The sequence below is a fragment of the Bradyrhizobium sp. UFLA06-24 genome, assembly GCF_054967145.1.
This window is the reverse complement of the sequence record NZ_JADFUE010000002.1, coordinates 24,655-38,017: the sequence shown is the minus strand read 5'-3', so window position 1 is coordinate 38,017 and position 13,363 is coordinate 24,655. Positions and strand designations below refer to the sequence as shown.

14 protein-coding genes are annotated in these 13,363 nt (G+C 63.8%); 1 reads left to right on the top strand and 13 read right to left on the bottom strand.

Features of this window, described 5'->3' with window-relative positions:
* Positions 1 to 3 precede the first annotated feature (3 nt).
* The 9 genes from IF809_RS02620 to IF809_RS02580 all read right to left on the bottom strand — a co-directional run bounded on the left by IF809_RS02620 (position 4) and on the right by IF809_RS02580 (position 9,170).
* Entirely contained in the window at positions 4 to 300 is a 297-nt protein-coding gene (locus tag IF809_RS02620) for a hypothetical protein (RefSeq protein WP_128965810.1), read from the bottom strand.
* Positions 301 to 314: 14 nt separating this feature from the next.
* Positions 315 to 1,361: a hypothetical protein gene (locus tag IF809_RS02615; protein ID WP_462836742.1), complete on the bottom strand. Its 1,047-nt coding sequence runs from the start codon at positions 1,359 to 1,361 to the stop codon at positions 315 to 317.
* Positions 1,362 to 1,555: 194 nt separating this feature from the next.
* Complete coding sequence (gene der, locus IF809_RS02610; protein WP_462836741.1) at positions 1,556 to 2,938, bottom strand: ribosome biogenesis GTPase Der; 1,383 nt, start codon at positions 2,936 to 2,938, stop codon at positions 1,556 to 1,558.
* A gap of 49 nt (positions 2,939 to 2,987) precedes the next feature.
* Positions 2,988 to 3,551, bottom strand: coding sequence for a hypothetical protein (locus IF809_RS02605; RefSeq protein ID WP_462836740.1), 564 nt, complete (start codon positions 3,549 to 3,551; stop codon positions 2,988 to 2,990).
* A gap of 30 nt (positions 3,552 to 3,581) precedes the next feature.
* A complete protein-coding gene (locus IF809_RS02600; RefSeq protein WP_462836739.1) occupies positions 3,582 to 4,235 on the bottom strand; it encodes a tetratricopeptide repeat protein in 654 nt (217 codons plus the stop codon).
* A 168-nt stretch (positions 4,236 to 4,403) separates the two neighbouring features.
* Positions 4,404 to 5,993, bottom strand: a complete 1,590-nt coding sequence (locus IF809_RS02595; RefSeq protein ID WP_462836738.1) for a class I adenylate-forming enzyme family protein — start codon at positions 5,991 to 5,993, stop codon at positions 4,404 to 4,406.
* Between the two features lie 73 nt (positions 5,994 to 6,066).
* Positions 6,067 to 6,648 (bottom strand): NnrU family protein, encoded by a 582-nt coding sequence (locus IF809_RS02590; RefSeq protein WP_128965804.1) that lies wholly within the window; start codon positions 6,646 to 6,648, stop codon positions 6,067 to 6,069.
* Positions 6,649 to 6,720: 72 nt separating this feature from the next.
* A complete protein-coding gene (locus IF809_RS02585) occupies positions 6,721 to 7,299 on the bottom strand; it encodes a hypothetical protein (protein ID WP_462836737.1) in 579 nt (192 codons plus the stop codon).
* A gap of 248 nt (positions 7,300 to 7,547) precedes the next feature.
* Positions 7,548 to 9,170 carry a peptide chain release factor 3 gene (locus IF809_RS02580; protein WP_462836736.1) on the bottom strand — a complete coding sequence of 541 codons (1,623 nt, stop codon included), beginning with the start codon at positions 9,168 to 9,170 and terminating at the stop codon, positions 7,548 to 7,550.
* A 160-nt stretch (positions 9,171 to 9,330) separates the two neighbouring features.
* Between IF809_RS02580 and sugE the strand changes: the two genes are divergently transcribed.
* The gene (sugE, locus tag IF809_RS02575; protein ID WP_128965801.1) at positions 9,331 to 9,645 is read left to right on the top strand and encodes a quaternary ammonium compound efflux SMR transporter SugE; all 315 of its coding nucleotides are present in this window, start codon (positions 9,331 to 9,333) and stop codon (positions 9,643 to 9,645) included.
* Here sugE and IF809_RS02570 read toward each other — a convergent pair.
* From IF809_RS02570 to IF809_RS02555, 4 genes are all read right to left on the bottom strand, one after another.
* Positions 9,638 to 10,645, bottom strand: a complete 1,008-nt coding sequence (locus IF809_RS02570) for an inorganic phosphate transporter (protein WP_128965800.1) — start codon at positions 10,643 to 10,645, stop codon at positions 9,638 to 9,640. The genes sugE and IF809_RS02570 overlap by 8 nt on opposite strands.
* A gap of 71 nt (positions 10,646 to 10,716) precedes the next feature.
* Positions 10,717 to 11,361, bottom strand: a complete 645-nt coding sequence (locus IF809_RS02565; protein ID WP_128965799.1) for a DUF47 domain-containing protein — start codon at positions 11,359 to 11,361, stop codon at positions 10,717 to 10,719.
* Positions 11,362 to 11,518: 157 nt separating this feature from the next.
* On the bottom strand, positions 11,519 to 12,487 hold the full coding sequence (locus tag IF809_RS02560; protein ID WP_128965798.1) for a branched-chain amino acid ABC transporter permease: 969 nt from the start codon (positions 12,485 to 12,487) through the stop codon (positions 11,519 to 11,521).
* Between the two features lies 1 nt (position 12,488).
* Positions 12,489 to 13,352, bottom strand: coding sequence for a branched-chain amino acid ABC transporter permease (locus IF809_RS02555; protein WP_128965797.1), 864 nt, complete (start codon positions 13,350 to 13,352; stop codon positions 12,489 to 12,491).
* Positions 13,353 to 13,363 lie beyond the last annotated feature (11 nt).

The window sequence follows — 13,363 nt, the reverse complement described above, 5'->3', positions numbered from 1 at the left end:
GAACTAGTCTCTAAAATGGCACTCGAAAGGATCGCCCGGACATGGATCAACCACCTTGGTCACCATTGCGTGGTGGAGTTGCTTGTCCGCAACGAAATTCCTGACGAAGTCGACCGTTGCGGGATGGAGAGCCACGACCGCATTTGAATCCCGGGCTGCCTTCACGAAGTTGGCGGCATGCTTTTCGTCCTGGAGCATTCGAACAAAATGCACGACGGAGTGCAGCGGAACTCTGAGCATCTTCGTTGTCGAAGACGACTTTTTCGCAGCCTTGCTAGCCTTCTTAGCCTTTTTCGCCATAATACCCTCCTTAGTTATCGCAACCGCCTGATTTCAACTTCGGGACTCTTGGCCTGGTCCGCGGCCAGCACCGCGAGCCGTTCGGACGGGCTGCCGCCTCCGATCACGCGCCGACCGACAATAAGAGGACTCCGCGTAATCTGATCAGCCGGATCGCTCGCAACTCCCCCGCGAGATGAGGAAAAAAGGTAGGAGCGAAGTGGATCCAACTCGGCGATCCCCGTGGGCGCAATCGCAACTCCCACTGTCACCTGATGCACGTCGGTCCGATCGGCAAGTCCGTTTCCGGTCGCACTCGACAATTGGAATGCATCCGTCACGGGAGTAAATGTCACCCCTGGCACCACAGAGGCCGACACGGTCGTGGTAAAGGTGAGCTTGTCGGCCATCGTAGGAGGACTGCCGCCAACTCCCGGCTTGGCATCGTCACCTGCCAGGTTGGCAAACAGCGTCAGATTGATAAAGTCCTCGATCACAGCATCGATGCCAATTCGCCCAGCGATCGGATAAATGTAGTTGGGCCCGACGACTTTTCCTTCACAATACCCTTCGGGTACCTTTGTCAGCAGGCCGCTGAAAGTATCCGTCGCGGTGAATGTGCGCTGATTGACCCGCGCCCTGTTGGCTGAACCGTGCAGACCGAGCGTGTATTGCGAGTTGGTAAGAGGCTTGAGAAAGTTGACGTCGGTGGACAAATTATTGTCCTCCGTCATGGTGAGATCGAAACTGTAGGCAAGCCCAGCGTCGTAAAACAGCTTTGCAGCGGAGCGCACACGAACAAGCGCAGCTCCCTTGAATAGGTTGTAGTGGAAATTCCTTATGGACGCCGGCTCTTGCTCGTACTGCAGAGCAAGATCTTCAGCCATTGGAAGTTGCGGACCGATCCGGTGGAGCCACTTGATGACAAACCGGCGAAGCGTATCGCGGCTCTCGCATCGGATTTGGCGAACGATATGATAGGTCGATACGCCCGTCACGTTCTCCGGCAGTGGATGGATCGCGCAACCTGTAGACAGGAGAGACAGGATTGCGACGGCAGCGAAAAAGCTCCGTTTTATCACAATAGCCTCCGCTCAGCCGCGCACATCAGCGCGGCTGCGTAATCACGATATGAAAATTTAAGGTTGCGCTCGCCGACGCCGGCAGTCCAGCGGGTCTCGCCAAGATTCTCGAACTGTTGCTCAAAGAGCACTTACGCGAAGATGGCCGACGCGAAAAATCGCGCCTCAGTCGTTCAGGCAGCCGACCCGTCCGCTCACGACGGCCGCTTGCGCTTGTGCGCGAACGGGTTGGCCTTCTCGCGCAAGGTGATGCGCACCGGCGTGCCCGGCAGCTCGAAGGTCTCGCGCATCGAGTTGACGAGGTAGCGCAAGTAGGACTGCGGCACGGCATCGGCGCGCGAGCAGAACAGCACGAAGCTCGGCGGGCGCGCCTTGGTCTGCGTGATGTAGTTCAGCTTCAGCCGGCGGCCGGACACCGCGGGCGGCGGATTGGCCTGGACCGCCTGCTCGAACCAGCGATTGAGCGCGGATGTCGGCACGCGCCTGTTCCAGATCGCGTAGGCATCCTGGATCGCCTGCATGAGGCGATCGATGCCTTCGCCCATCAGGCCGGAGACGGCGACGATCGGCACGCCCTTGAGCTGCGGCAGCCAATGGTCGGCATCGCGGCGCAGAGTGGAAATCGCGCCGCCGCCCTTGGTCTCCATCAGGTCCCATTTGTTGACGGCGAGCACGACCGCGCGGCCCTCGCGCTCGATCAGGTCGGCGATACGCAGATCCTGCTCCTCGAAGCGGTTCTGCGTGTCCATCATCAGCACGACCACTTCGGCAAAGCGCACCGCGCGCAGCGCATCCGCAACCGAGAGCTTCTCCAGCTTCTCCTCGATGCGCGAGCGGCGGCGAAGACCGGCAGTGTCGAACACGCGGAAATCGCGGCCCTTCCAGTTGATCTCGACCGCGATGGAATCGCGCGTGGTACCGGCCTCAGGGCTCGTCAGCAGCCGTTCCTCGCCGAGCAGATGGTTGATCAGCGTCGACTTGCCGGCATTGGGCCGGCCGACGATGGCGACCCGGATCGGACGCGTCGCGGCCTCTTCCTCGGAGAGCGGCTCGTCGTCCTCGGCATCATCCTCCTCGACAGGCGGCGGCATCAGCTTGGCGAGCGCGTCGTAAAGCTCGCCCATGCCCTCGCCATGCTCGGCCGATATCTGGATGGGATCGCCCAGACCAAGCGCAAAGGACTCCATCGCGCCGGCGTCGCCGTGCTTGCCTTCGCTCTTGTTGGCGACCAGCAGCACCGGCTTGTTGGCCTTGCGCGCGAAATCGGCGAAGGCCCGATCGGTCGGCGTGAGACCGATGCGGGCATCGATGACGAAGAACAGCGCATCGGCCTGCGCGATCGCGGCCTCGGTCTGCTCCTGCATGCGTGCGGTCAGCGAGCCCTTGGCGCCCTCGTCGAGACCGGCGGTATCGATGATGGTGAATTCGAGATCGCCCAGCTTTGCCTCGCCCTCGCGGCGGTCGCGGGTGACGCCGGGCAGGTCATCGACGAGCGCGAGCTTCTGTCCGACCAGGCGGTTGAACAGCGTCGACTTGCCGACATTGGGCCGGCCGATGATGGCGATCGAAAAGGACATCGGTCATTCGTGCGCTGCCGGGGCCGCGCCTGTCAATGCAATGAGAAAACTAGCGCGAGAAGCTGCCGCTCGGCAGCGGCGCGGGGAAAGCGCCCTGGGGCTGCTGCGCCGGCTGTGGCTGGGTGGTCTGGGCCGACTGCGCCGGCTGCTGTGCGGGTTGCTGGTCCGGCGGCGGCGCGGTGGTGCGCTTGCGGACGATCTTGTGTTTCGGCGGCGGGGCGGCCGGCGCCGGTGCCGCCTCGGGCTGGGCCTCGCCGTCGACCTCACCAGCCGGCGCTTCAGCCGGTGCGGCAGCGGTGGGCGTCGTCTGCCTGGTCTTCTTCCCCTTGGCGGACTTGGTCGGCTTTGCGGGTTCGGCCGGCTCGGCCGGAAGCGCAGCGACGGCGGGCGCGTTCGGGTCCTGCTGCTGCGCGCCCTTGTACATCTCCTTAGGAACGCCCTGCTCCAGACCCGGCACGCCTTCGGGGAAGACAGGCTTGCGCTCGCCGGGCAGCTTCTTCTTGGTGTCGAGGAAGTCGAGCAGATCACTCGGATCGAAGCTGGAGCAACCGCTCAGAACGCCCGTGAAGGCGATCAGGACGGCAGCTGCGATCAAACGTGGCGTGCGGCGCATCTTGGATCTCGTTTAGTCAGAGGGCCGTCGTCAGCTCTTGGCGACGGGCGGCAGCAGGGCCTGAAGCGCCTCGGCGCGCGAGCGCAGGCCGGGCGGCGTCTCGCCGTCCTCGGCAATCGCGTCGAGCCATTTGCGGGCCGCGGTCATGTCGTTGTTGCGCCAAGCCGACAGCGCCAGCAATTCGCGGGCGGTGTGGCGGAAGGTCGATTTGGGATCGGCGGAGGATTCCAGCCGCTGCTGCATGTCGGCATAGGAGGCGCTGTCCACCAGCAGGCCGGCCGCGCGAACCTTCGCCAGGTCCTGCCACTCGCTGCCGATGCTGCGGTCGGCAGCGATGTCGTCATACATCTTGGCCGCAGCCTCGGGATCGCGAGCCGCGCTTTCGGCCGCAGCGCGAAGCCGTGCCAGCGTGCGATAGCCGGACGGCGCCTTGGCGGCGAGATCGGCGAAGGCGGTCTCGGCCTCCGCATGCTTGCCCTGCTCCGACAGCTCGACGGCCTTGTCGAAGACGGCGCCGGCCTCGGCGGCCTTCTTGGCCTCCAGGTACTGGTAGCCGCGCCAGCCGCCGACGGCCGCCACGATCAGCACCATCAGGGCGATGAAGTAGAGCGAATATTTGTCCCACAGCTTTTTGAGCTGCTCGCGACGTACTTCCTCGTCGACTTCGTCAAATAATTCAGACACTTAAGCTAATCCCATGCCCGGCCGGGAGCGCGCGCCAGATCGCGCGCGTCCAAACCCCGTCCCCACGTCGCGGCGGCGATACCCTATCGATATGGCGGTGGCAAGGCAAAGCAAGCCCGATCAAGGCGTTAACTGAGGACCTTGGCATCCCGGCCCCCCGGTCCCCGGTCAGACCAGCAGCTCCCGCAATTGCCGCTTCACCACCTTGCCATTGGCGTTGCGCGGCAGGGGCTCGGCGGTCACGGTCATCGTCTCCGGCACCTTGTAATCGGAGAGCCGTTCGGCGCACCAGGCGCGCAGGTCGTCGCTGCCGATCTGCGTGCGCGTGACCACGACGGCATGAACGCGCTCGCCGAGCACGGGGCATGGCTTTGCAATGATCGCGCTCTCGACTACGGCGGGATGGCCGGCCAGCACGGATTCGACCTCGGCCGAATAGATCTTCAGGCCGCCGCGGTTGATCATGTCCTTCTGTCGATCGAACACGCGGACGAACCCCTCGGCGTCGACCGAGCCGAGATCGCCCGAATGCCAGAAGCCGGCGGTAAAACTCTCCGCGGTGGCCTTCGGGTTGTTCCAGTAGCCCTTGATGACGGAGGCGCTTTGGATCCAGAGCTCGCCGATCTCCCCACGCGGCAGCTCGCGCCCATCGGTCCCCATCGCGATGATCCGCGCCCCCGGGCACGCCAGCCCGACGCTGTCGATGTGGGTCGCCGTCAGCTCGCCCGGCATGATCGTGGATGGCGACGTCGTCTCGGTCGCGCCGTAGCAATTCATCAGCTTCAGGCCGGGAATCGTCGCCTTGAGCTTCTCGATGGTCGCAACCGGCATCGGCGCGCCGCCGAAGCCGCCGATACGCCAGCTCGAGAGATCGTAGCTGTCGAAATCCGGCTGCAGCAGACAGAGATTGTACATCGCCGGCACCATCACCGTGTAGGTGACGCGCTCGCGCGCGGCGAGCTTGAGATAATCGGCCGCCTTGAACTCCGGCATGATGATCAGCGCGCCGCCGCAGCCGATCATGGTCGTGATGTTGGCGACGACGCCGGTGACGTGCCCGAGCGGGACCGCTGCAATCGAGCGATCGGCCGCGGTCAATTGCAGGCAGGACACGAACACCATCGAGGAATGCACGATGTTGCAATGGGCCAGCATCGCGCCCTTCGGCTTGCCTGTCGTGCCCGACGTATAGAGGATCATCGCGGTGTCCTCTTCCCTGACCTCGACCGGCGCCGCCGCCGGCGTGTTGCCGGCGAGCGCGGCGAAACGCGACAGCGCCGGATCGTTGTCGATGGCGATGCGATGAAGCAGGTCGGGCACATCCTGCGCATCGGGCAGCCGCTCGAGGAGCGTTGCCTCGTGGATCAGGATCCTGGCGCCGCAATCGGCCAGCACATAGGCGATCTCCGGCTTCTGTTGGCGCGTGCTGAGCAGCACCGTGACCAAGCCCTCATGCGCAGCGGCAAACAGCAGCAGCGGAAATTCGATGCGATTGCCGAGCAGGATCGCGACGCGGTCGCCGCGCTGCAGGCCGAGCTTGCGAAAGCCCGAAGCAATCCGCGCGGCCTGCTCCGCCGCCTGCCGCCAGCTGAGCCTGATATCGCCGCAAACGAGTGCTTCGCCGTCGCCGTTGCGCGCGGCAGCCTGCGCGATCATCGCCCAGAGACTTTCCGGTCGCTCGGTGAAAGCCGGCACCACCCGATCACCAAAACGCGCCTCGCACCGCATCGGCGGAATCTGAGATTGCGACCAGTCCATCGGTGGGCCCTCGTCTCGTTACTTTTGTCACCTTCCGGGCATGGGCACGGAGGTGATGTCTTGCGCCGATCGGCTAGCCCATGACGGGCACGCCGATCACGACCGGATGGAACGCAAAGGCCAGCGCCAGATAGGCGACGATGCCGACCGCGATCGCAATCACATCGTTGGTGACGCCGCCCACCGGAATCGGCGGGGCACCGGCATCCTTGCGATGCTTCAGCGAAATGCGGTCATACACGCCCCAGCCCAGGAACGAGCCGAACAGGATGATGGAGCCGAGATCGCCGTTGGCAAGCAGATGCGCAAACGCCCACAGCTTGACGCCCGCGAGCATCGGATGCTTCAGCGTCGCATAGATGCGGCCGCGCAGGTAGGAGGCGACCACCAGGATCACGGCGGGCAGCATCAGCGCGACCGTGATGTGCTTCATCGCTTTCGGCGGATACCAGACATCGATCCAACCTGAGCTGCGATAATGGCCAAAGCCCCAGACGATCAGCGCCAGGCCCGCAAGCGAGACGACCGAGTAGAGGATCTTGTAGGTCCCCTCGCCGAGCCGCGCGATCGCCTGCGCGCGCGCCTCACGTTTCGTCGTGAAAACATGGGCGGCGAAAAACAGCACCAGCCCCAGGATCATGACCAGCAGACCCACGACATCCTCCCCTTGGCTCAGCGCCCCCGCCCCTCAGGTATCATCGATTGGCCGCCGGTCGCAACTGACGCGCTACTTGCCCAGGTCCCGGTTATCGACATAACGGATTGCGATGGGACGCCCGGCCAGAGCACCACCGAGTCCATCAGTGAATTTCAGCGGCAGGCAGGCGTTCAGCGACGACTTGATCGCGTCGAGGTAGGCGGTCCGTGTATCGGCCGGAATGCCCGCGGTCGCATATGTCAGGCGCGGCGGGCCGATCAGGCCGCCGTTCTTGTTGAAACTGAAACGCACCGACATTTGCGTGCCGCCACGCGCGTTCTCCGATGGCGGCGACCAGCAGCTGCGCAGTTCGGCGAAGAGGTCACCGATCGTATCGAGATCGTGATCAGGCTTCTGGTATTTTGCGCGGTCGGCCTCCGGCGGGACGCTCTGAATCGTGAGCTGGAGATTCTGGCCGTAGGGATAGTCGATCTCGGGGATGCAGGGGCCGGGCTCGAGCGGGCTGCAATAATACGGCGTGCAGGGGCGTCCGTCGAGGACGCTGCAGGGCTCGTGCGCGAACGGGATCGGGTTGATCTGGCGCGGTCGCGCGTCGACGGCGGCGGACGGTAACACCAGCAAGAAAAAAACGAGAATGCCGCGCCACATGGATGAGCTCACAATGCCACGTGCGTGAAAAGTGGCATCGCCATCGACAACGTCAAGCCTGCCACCGTTCACATGCTTGCGTGGAGGCACAGTGTCGTCGCCCGGCTCGACCGGGCGACCCAGTACTCCGAGACAGCAGCGATAGAACCGAAGAGCCGCGGCGTACTGGATGCCCCGGTCAAGCCGGGGCACGACAGTGGAGAGTGTGGCTGCAGCGCCGAGAGCGTGATTGCCGCGAACGCGACCACCTACGCCTTCTTCTTGACGTCCTTGACGTTGGTGAACTCGATGCCCTCGGCGCGCTCCTTGGTGTAGCCGAGGTAGAACTCGTTGCGGGCGAGATAGACAGGATCGCCGTCGACGTCGTCGGCAATGCTGGACGTGTTGGCGGCGATGAAGGTGTCGAGCTTCTTGCGGTCCTCCGAGGAAACCCAGCGTGCGAGCTGGAACTCGCTGACCTCGAATTCGACCGGCAGCGAATATTCGGCTTCCAGTCTGGCCTTGAGCACGTCGAGCTGCAGCGCGCCGACCACGCCGACGAGCGCGGGCGCACCGTCGCGCGGACGGAACACCTGCACCACCCCCTCTTCCGACATCTGCTGCAGCGCTTCCTTCAGCTTCTTCGCCTTCATCGCGTCGGTGAGACGAACACGGCGGACGATTTCCGGCGCGAAGCTCGGCACCCCGACGAAGTTGAAATCCTCGCCTTCGGTCAGCGTGTCGCCGATCCGCAGCGTGCCGTGGTTGGGGATGCCGACGACATCGCCGGCAAAGGCTTCGTCCGCCACCGAGCGATCCTGCGCGAAGAAGAATTGCGGGCTCGACAGCGGCATGCTCTTGCCGGTGCGCACCAGCTTGGCCTTCATGCCGCGGCTGAGCTTACCGGAGCAGAGCCGCGCGAACGCGATGCGGTCGCGATGGTTCGGATCCATGTTGGCCTGGATCTTGAACACGAAGGCGCTCATGCGCGGATCGGTGGCCTCGACCCTGCGCTGATCGCTGTCCTGCGCGCGCGGCTCGGGGGCGAACTTGCCGAGACCTTCCAAGAGGTCGCCGACGCCGAAATTGCGCAGCGCGCTGCCGAAATAGACCGGCGTCAAATGTCCCTCGCGGAACGCTTCGAGCTCGAAGGGTTTTGAGGCCTCTGTGACGAGCTCGAGCTCGTCCTTCACCGCCGAGACGTCGAGATTGGCGTTGAGCTTGGCGAGCTCCTCGATCTCGATCTGCTGCGCAGCTCCCGTCTTGGCCCCGCCGCCTTCGAGCAGGCGCACGCCGCCATTGACGACATCATAGGTGCCGAGGAAATCGCGGCCCCGGCCGACCGGCCAGGTCATCGGCGTGGTGTCAAGCGCCAGCGTCTTCTCGATCTCGTCGAGCAGCTCGAAGACGTCGCGGCTCTCGCGATCCATCTTGTTGATGAAGGTGATGATCGGGATGTCGCGGAGCCGACAGACCTCGAACAGCTTGCGGGTCCGCGCCTCAATACCCTTGGCGGCGTCGATCACCATGACGGCGGAATCGACCGCGGTCAGCGTGCGATAAGTGTCTTCCGAAAAGTCTTCGTGGCCCGGCGTGTCCAGGAGGTTGAACACGAGGCCCTCGAACTCGAAGGTCATCACCGAGGTCACGACGGAAATGCCGCGCTCCCGTTCGATCTTCATCCAGTCCGAGCGGGTATTGCGGCGCTCGCCCTTGGCCTTGACCTGCCCGGCCAGGTTGATGGCGCCGCCGAACAGCAGCAGCTTTTCGGTCAGCGTGGTCTTGCCGGCGTCCGGATGCGAAATGATCGCAAAGGTGCGCCGCCGCGCCACTTCGGCGGCAAGCGGGGAACGGGCCGGCGATTCGGCTGTGGTGGTGGCGATGTCGGACATGGCGGGAGCGTTTGGCAGGGAAAACGGGCCTGATCAAGCTTCATTTGGTGATTGCGGAGCCCTTCGGCCAGCCCCATATCGGCTTTCCGGGGAGGACGACCTTCCTGCTCATCCGTCTATCAGCCCGCGGGGACGACCCTGCCGTGAATGGAGGGTCGTCATGGCCTGGAGCGTCCTGTTCGTCGCCGGTCTTCTCGAGATCACCTGGGCGATCGGCCTGAAATATACCGAGGGCTTTACCAGACCTGTTCCCTCCGTGATCACGCTCGCGGCCATGGCCGGTAGTGTCATCCTGCTGGGACTTGCCCTGAAGTCCCTGCCCGTCGGAACCGCCTATGCGGTCTGGACCGGCATCGGTGCGGTCGGGACCGCGACGCTCGGCATCTTCCTGTTCAATGAGCCCGCCACGGCGCTTCGCCTCGCCAGCATTGGGCTGATCGTGGCCGGCATCGTCGGGCTGAAGCTCGTTACTTGAGGAAGATCTGGACCGCCCACCAGCTCAGTGCTGCGACGATGGCCGAGGCCGGGATCGTGATCACCCAGGCATAGACGATCGAGCTCGCCACGTTCCAGCGCACCGCCGAGACGCGGCGGGCCGCGCCGACGCCGACAATGGCGCCGGTGATGGTGTGGGTGGTCGAGACGGGAACGCCGAGGAAGGTCGCCATGAACAGGGTCGCTGCACCGCCGGTCTCGGCGCAGAACCCCTGCATCGGCGTCAGCTTGGTGATGCGCAGGCCCATGGTGCGGACGATGCGCCAGCCGCCCATCAGCGTGCCCAGCGCCATGGCAGCCTGGCAGGACAGCACCACCCAGAACGGCACCGAGAACTCGCTGCCGAGATGGCCCTGCGAATAGAGCAGCACCGCGATGATGCCCATGGTCTTCTGTGCGTCGTTGCCGCCATGGCCGAGCGAATAGAGCGAGGCCGAGGCGAATTGCAGGATGCGGAAGGCGCGGTCGACCGCGAACGGCGTCGAGCGCACTGAAAGCCACGACACGATCGCGACCAGCATCATCGCGAGCAGAAAGCCGACCAGCGGCGACAGCACGATCGCCAGCACCGCCTTGGTCAGTCCGCTCCAGACCGCCGCCGAGATTCCCGCCTTGGCCATGCCGCCGCCGACGAGGCCGCCGATCAGCGCGTGCGATGACGAGGATGGAATGCCCAGCGCCCAGGTCACGAGATTCCAGACGATGGCGCCGACCAGCGCCGCGAAGATCACCTGGGCGTCGACGATCGCGGGATCGATAATGCCCGTGCCGATGGTCTGCGCGACGTGCAGACCGAACACCATGAAGGCGACGAAATTGAAGAACGCGGCCCATATCACCGCGAATTGCGGCCGTAGCACCCGGGTCGAGACGATGGTCGCGATCGAATTGGCGGCGTCGTGGAGGCCGTTCAGGAAGTCGAACAGCAGCGCGACGGCGATCAGTCCGACCAGAACGGGAAGACCCAACGCAGCATCCACGGCGCGGCCCTCCGTTAAAATCCACGCATGATCTGGGCGGAAAACCGCTGCACACTTTTCCGGATCATGCGCTAAACCTGCTCGATGACGATGCTGTTGATCTCGTTCGCGACGTCGTCGAACCTATCGGCCACCTTCTCCAGATGGTCATAGATCTCGACGCCGACGATGAAATCCATCGCGTTGCCGTTGCGATGCTTGAGGAACAGCTCCTTCAGGCCGATGTCGTGGAGATCGTCGACGCGGCCCTCCAGCTTGGTCAGCTCCTCCGTGATCGCGGTCAGCATGGCAACGTTCTTGCCGATCTGCTGCATCAGGGGCAGTGCGCGTCCGACCAGATTGGCGCATTCGATCAGGAGCGCGCCGATCTCGCGCATCGGTGGCTCGAAGCTGCGGACCTCGAACAGCATCACCGCCTTGGCCGTCTGCTGCATCTGGTCGATTGCATCGTCCAGCGAGGTGATGAGGTTCTTGATGTCACCACGATCGAACGGCGTGATGAAGGTGCGCCGCACCGCCGTCAGCACCTCGCGGGTGACATTGTCGGCGTCGTTCTCGAACTGGCTGACGCGCTGGCAGTAGACCGGCGTCTCCTCGCCGCCGTTCAGCACGCCCTGGAGCGCGATCGCGCCCTGGATCACGGTCTGGGCATGGCGGTCGAACAGGTCGAAAAACCGTTCTTCCTTAGGAAGGAAAGCGCGAAACCAACGCATCATGGGACTAGTCTACCGGTTTGACATGGCCCGGCCCCGTCAGGGCCGTCACGAAACCGTCATAGACCATTTTCGCTCCGCGCGCGTGCCATCTCAGGCCTGCGGAGCCGGATCATCCACCGGATTCGCCCGTCAGTTGAACCCCTGATATATCAATAGCTTACAGGGACCGCCGGAAGTAATGCGCGATTTCGCCGATGACGCCACGGCGGAAAGTGAGCACGCAGATCACGAAGATCGAGCCTTGGATGACTGTGACCCACTGGCCGAAGCCCGCCAGATATTGCTGCATGGCGATGATCACGAAGGCGCCGACCACGGGACCAAAGATGGTGCCGAGTCCGCCGACCAGCGTCATCAGCACGACTTCGCCTGACATCGACCAGTGCACGTCGGTGAGCGAGGCATTCTGCGCCACGAACACTTTCAGCGCACCGGCAAAGCCTGCCAGCGTGCCCGACAGCACGAAGGCCAGGAACTTGTACTGGTCGGTGCGGTAGCCGAGCGAGATCGCGCGCGGCTCGTTCTCCCGGATCGATTTCAGGACCTCACCGAAGGGCGAGTTGATGATCCGGTAGATCAGCAGGAAGCCCGCCAGGAAGCCGACCAGCACGACGTAGTAGAGCACCGTCGGCTTGGACAGATCGAACACGCCGAACAAATGCCCCTGCGGAATGCCCTGGATGCCGTCCTCGCCGTGGGTGAAGGGCGCCTGCAGGTAGATGAAGTACAGCAGCTGCGACAGCGCCAGCGTGATCATCGAGAAATAGATGCCCTGGCGGCGGATCGAAATATAGCCGGTGATGAGCGACAGCCCGAACGCCGCGGCAATGCCGACGAGGATGCCGAGCTCGGGCGGCAGTCCCCACACCTTCAGCGCATGCCCGCTGCAATAGCCCGCGGTGCCCATGAACATCGCGTGGCCGAACGACAACAGGCCGCCATAGCCGATCAGGAGATTGAAGGCACAGGCGAGCAGAGCAAAGCACAGCGCCTGCATCACGAAGAACGGATAGACCCCCGTAAAGGGCACCGACGCCAGCAGCAGCGCCATCACCACGAAGAGGATCATCTCGTCGCGCATCGCGCGCGGGGTCACCGGCAGCGTGTCGTCCGTCAAGGCTGTCATATCAGGCTGCCCTTCCCGTCAATCCCGTTGGCTTCACCAAGAGCACCAGCACCATCAGCACGAACACGACGGTGTTGGAGGCTTCGGGGTAGAAATATTTGGTCAGGCCCTCGATCACGCCGAGCGCGAAGCCGGTGATGATCGAGCCCATGATCGACCCCATGCCGCCGATCACCACCACCGCGAACACCACGATGATGAGGTCGGCGCCCATCAGCGGCCGGACCTGGTTGATCGGCGCCGAGAGCACACCGGCGAGCGCGGCAAGACCGACGCCGAGACCGTAAGTGAGCGTGATCATGCGCGGCACGTTGATGCCGAAGGCGCGCACCAGCGTCGGATTTTCAGTGGCGGCGCGCAAATAGGCGCCGAGCCGGGTCTTCTCGATCAGGAACCAGGTCGCCAGACACACCACCAGCGAGAACACGACGACCCAGCCGCGGTAGACGGGCAAGAACATGAAGCCGAGATTCATGCCGCCCTTGAGCTGGTCGGGAATGGCATAAGGCAGGCCGGACGAGCCGAAATAGTTCTGGAACACGCCCTGCACGATCAGCGCGATGCCGAAGGTCAGCAGCAGGCCGTAGAGATGGTCGAGGCCGGCGAGCCATTGCAGCATGGTCCGTTCCAGGATCATGCCGAAGATGCCGACGATGATCGGCGCCAGCAGCAGCGCCCACCAGTAATTGATGCCGCCGAGATTCAGCAGGAAATAGGCGCAGAAGGCGCCCATCATGTAGAGCGCGCCGTGGGCGAAGTTGATGATGTTGAGCATGCCGAAGATCACGGCGAGCCCGAGACTGAGCAGCGCGTAGAACGAGCCGTTGATCAGTCCCACCAATAGCTGTGCGTAGAGAGCCTGCATCGATCCAGCAC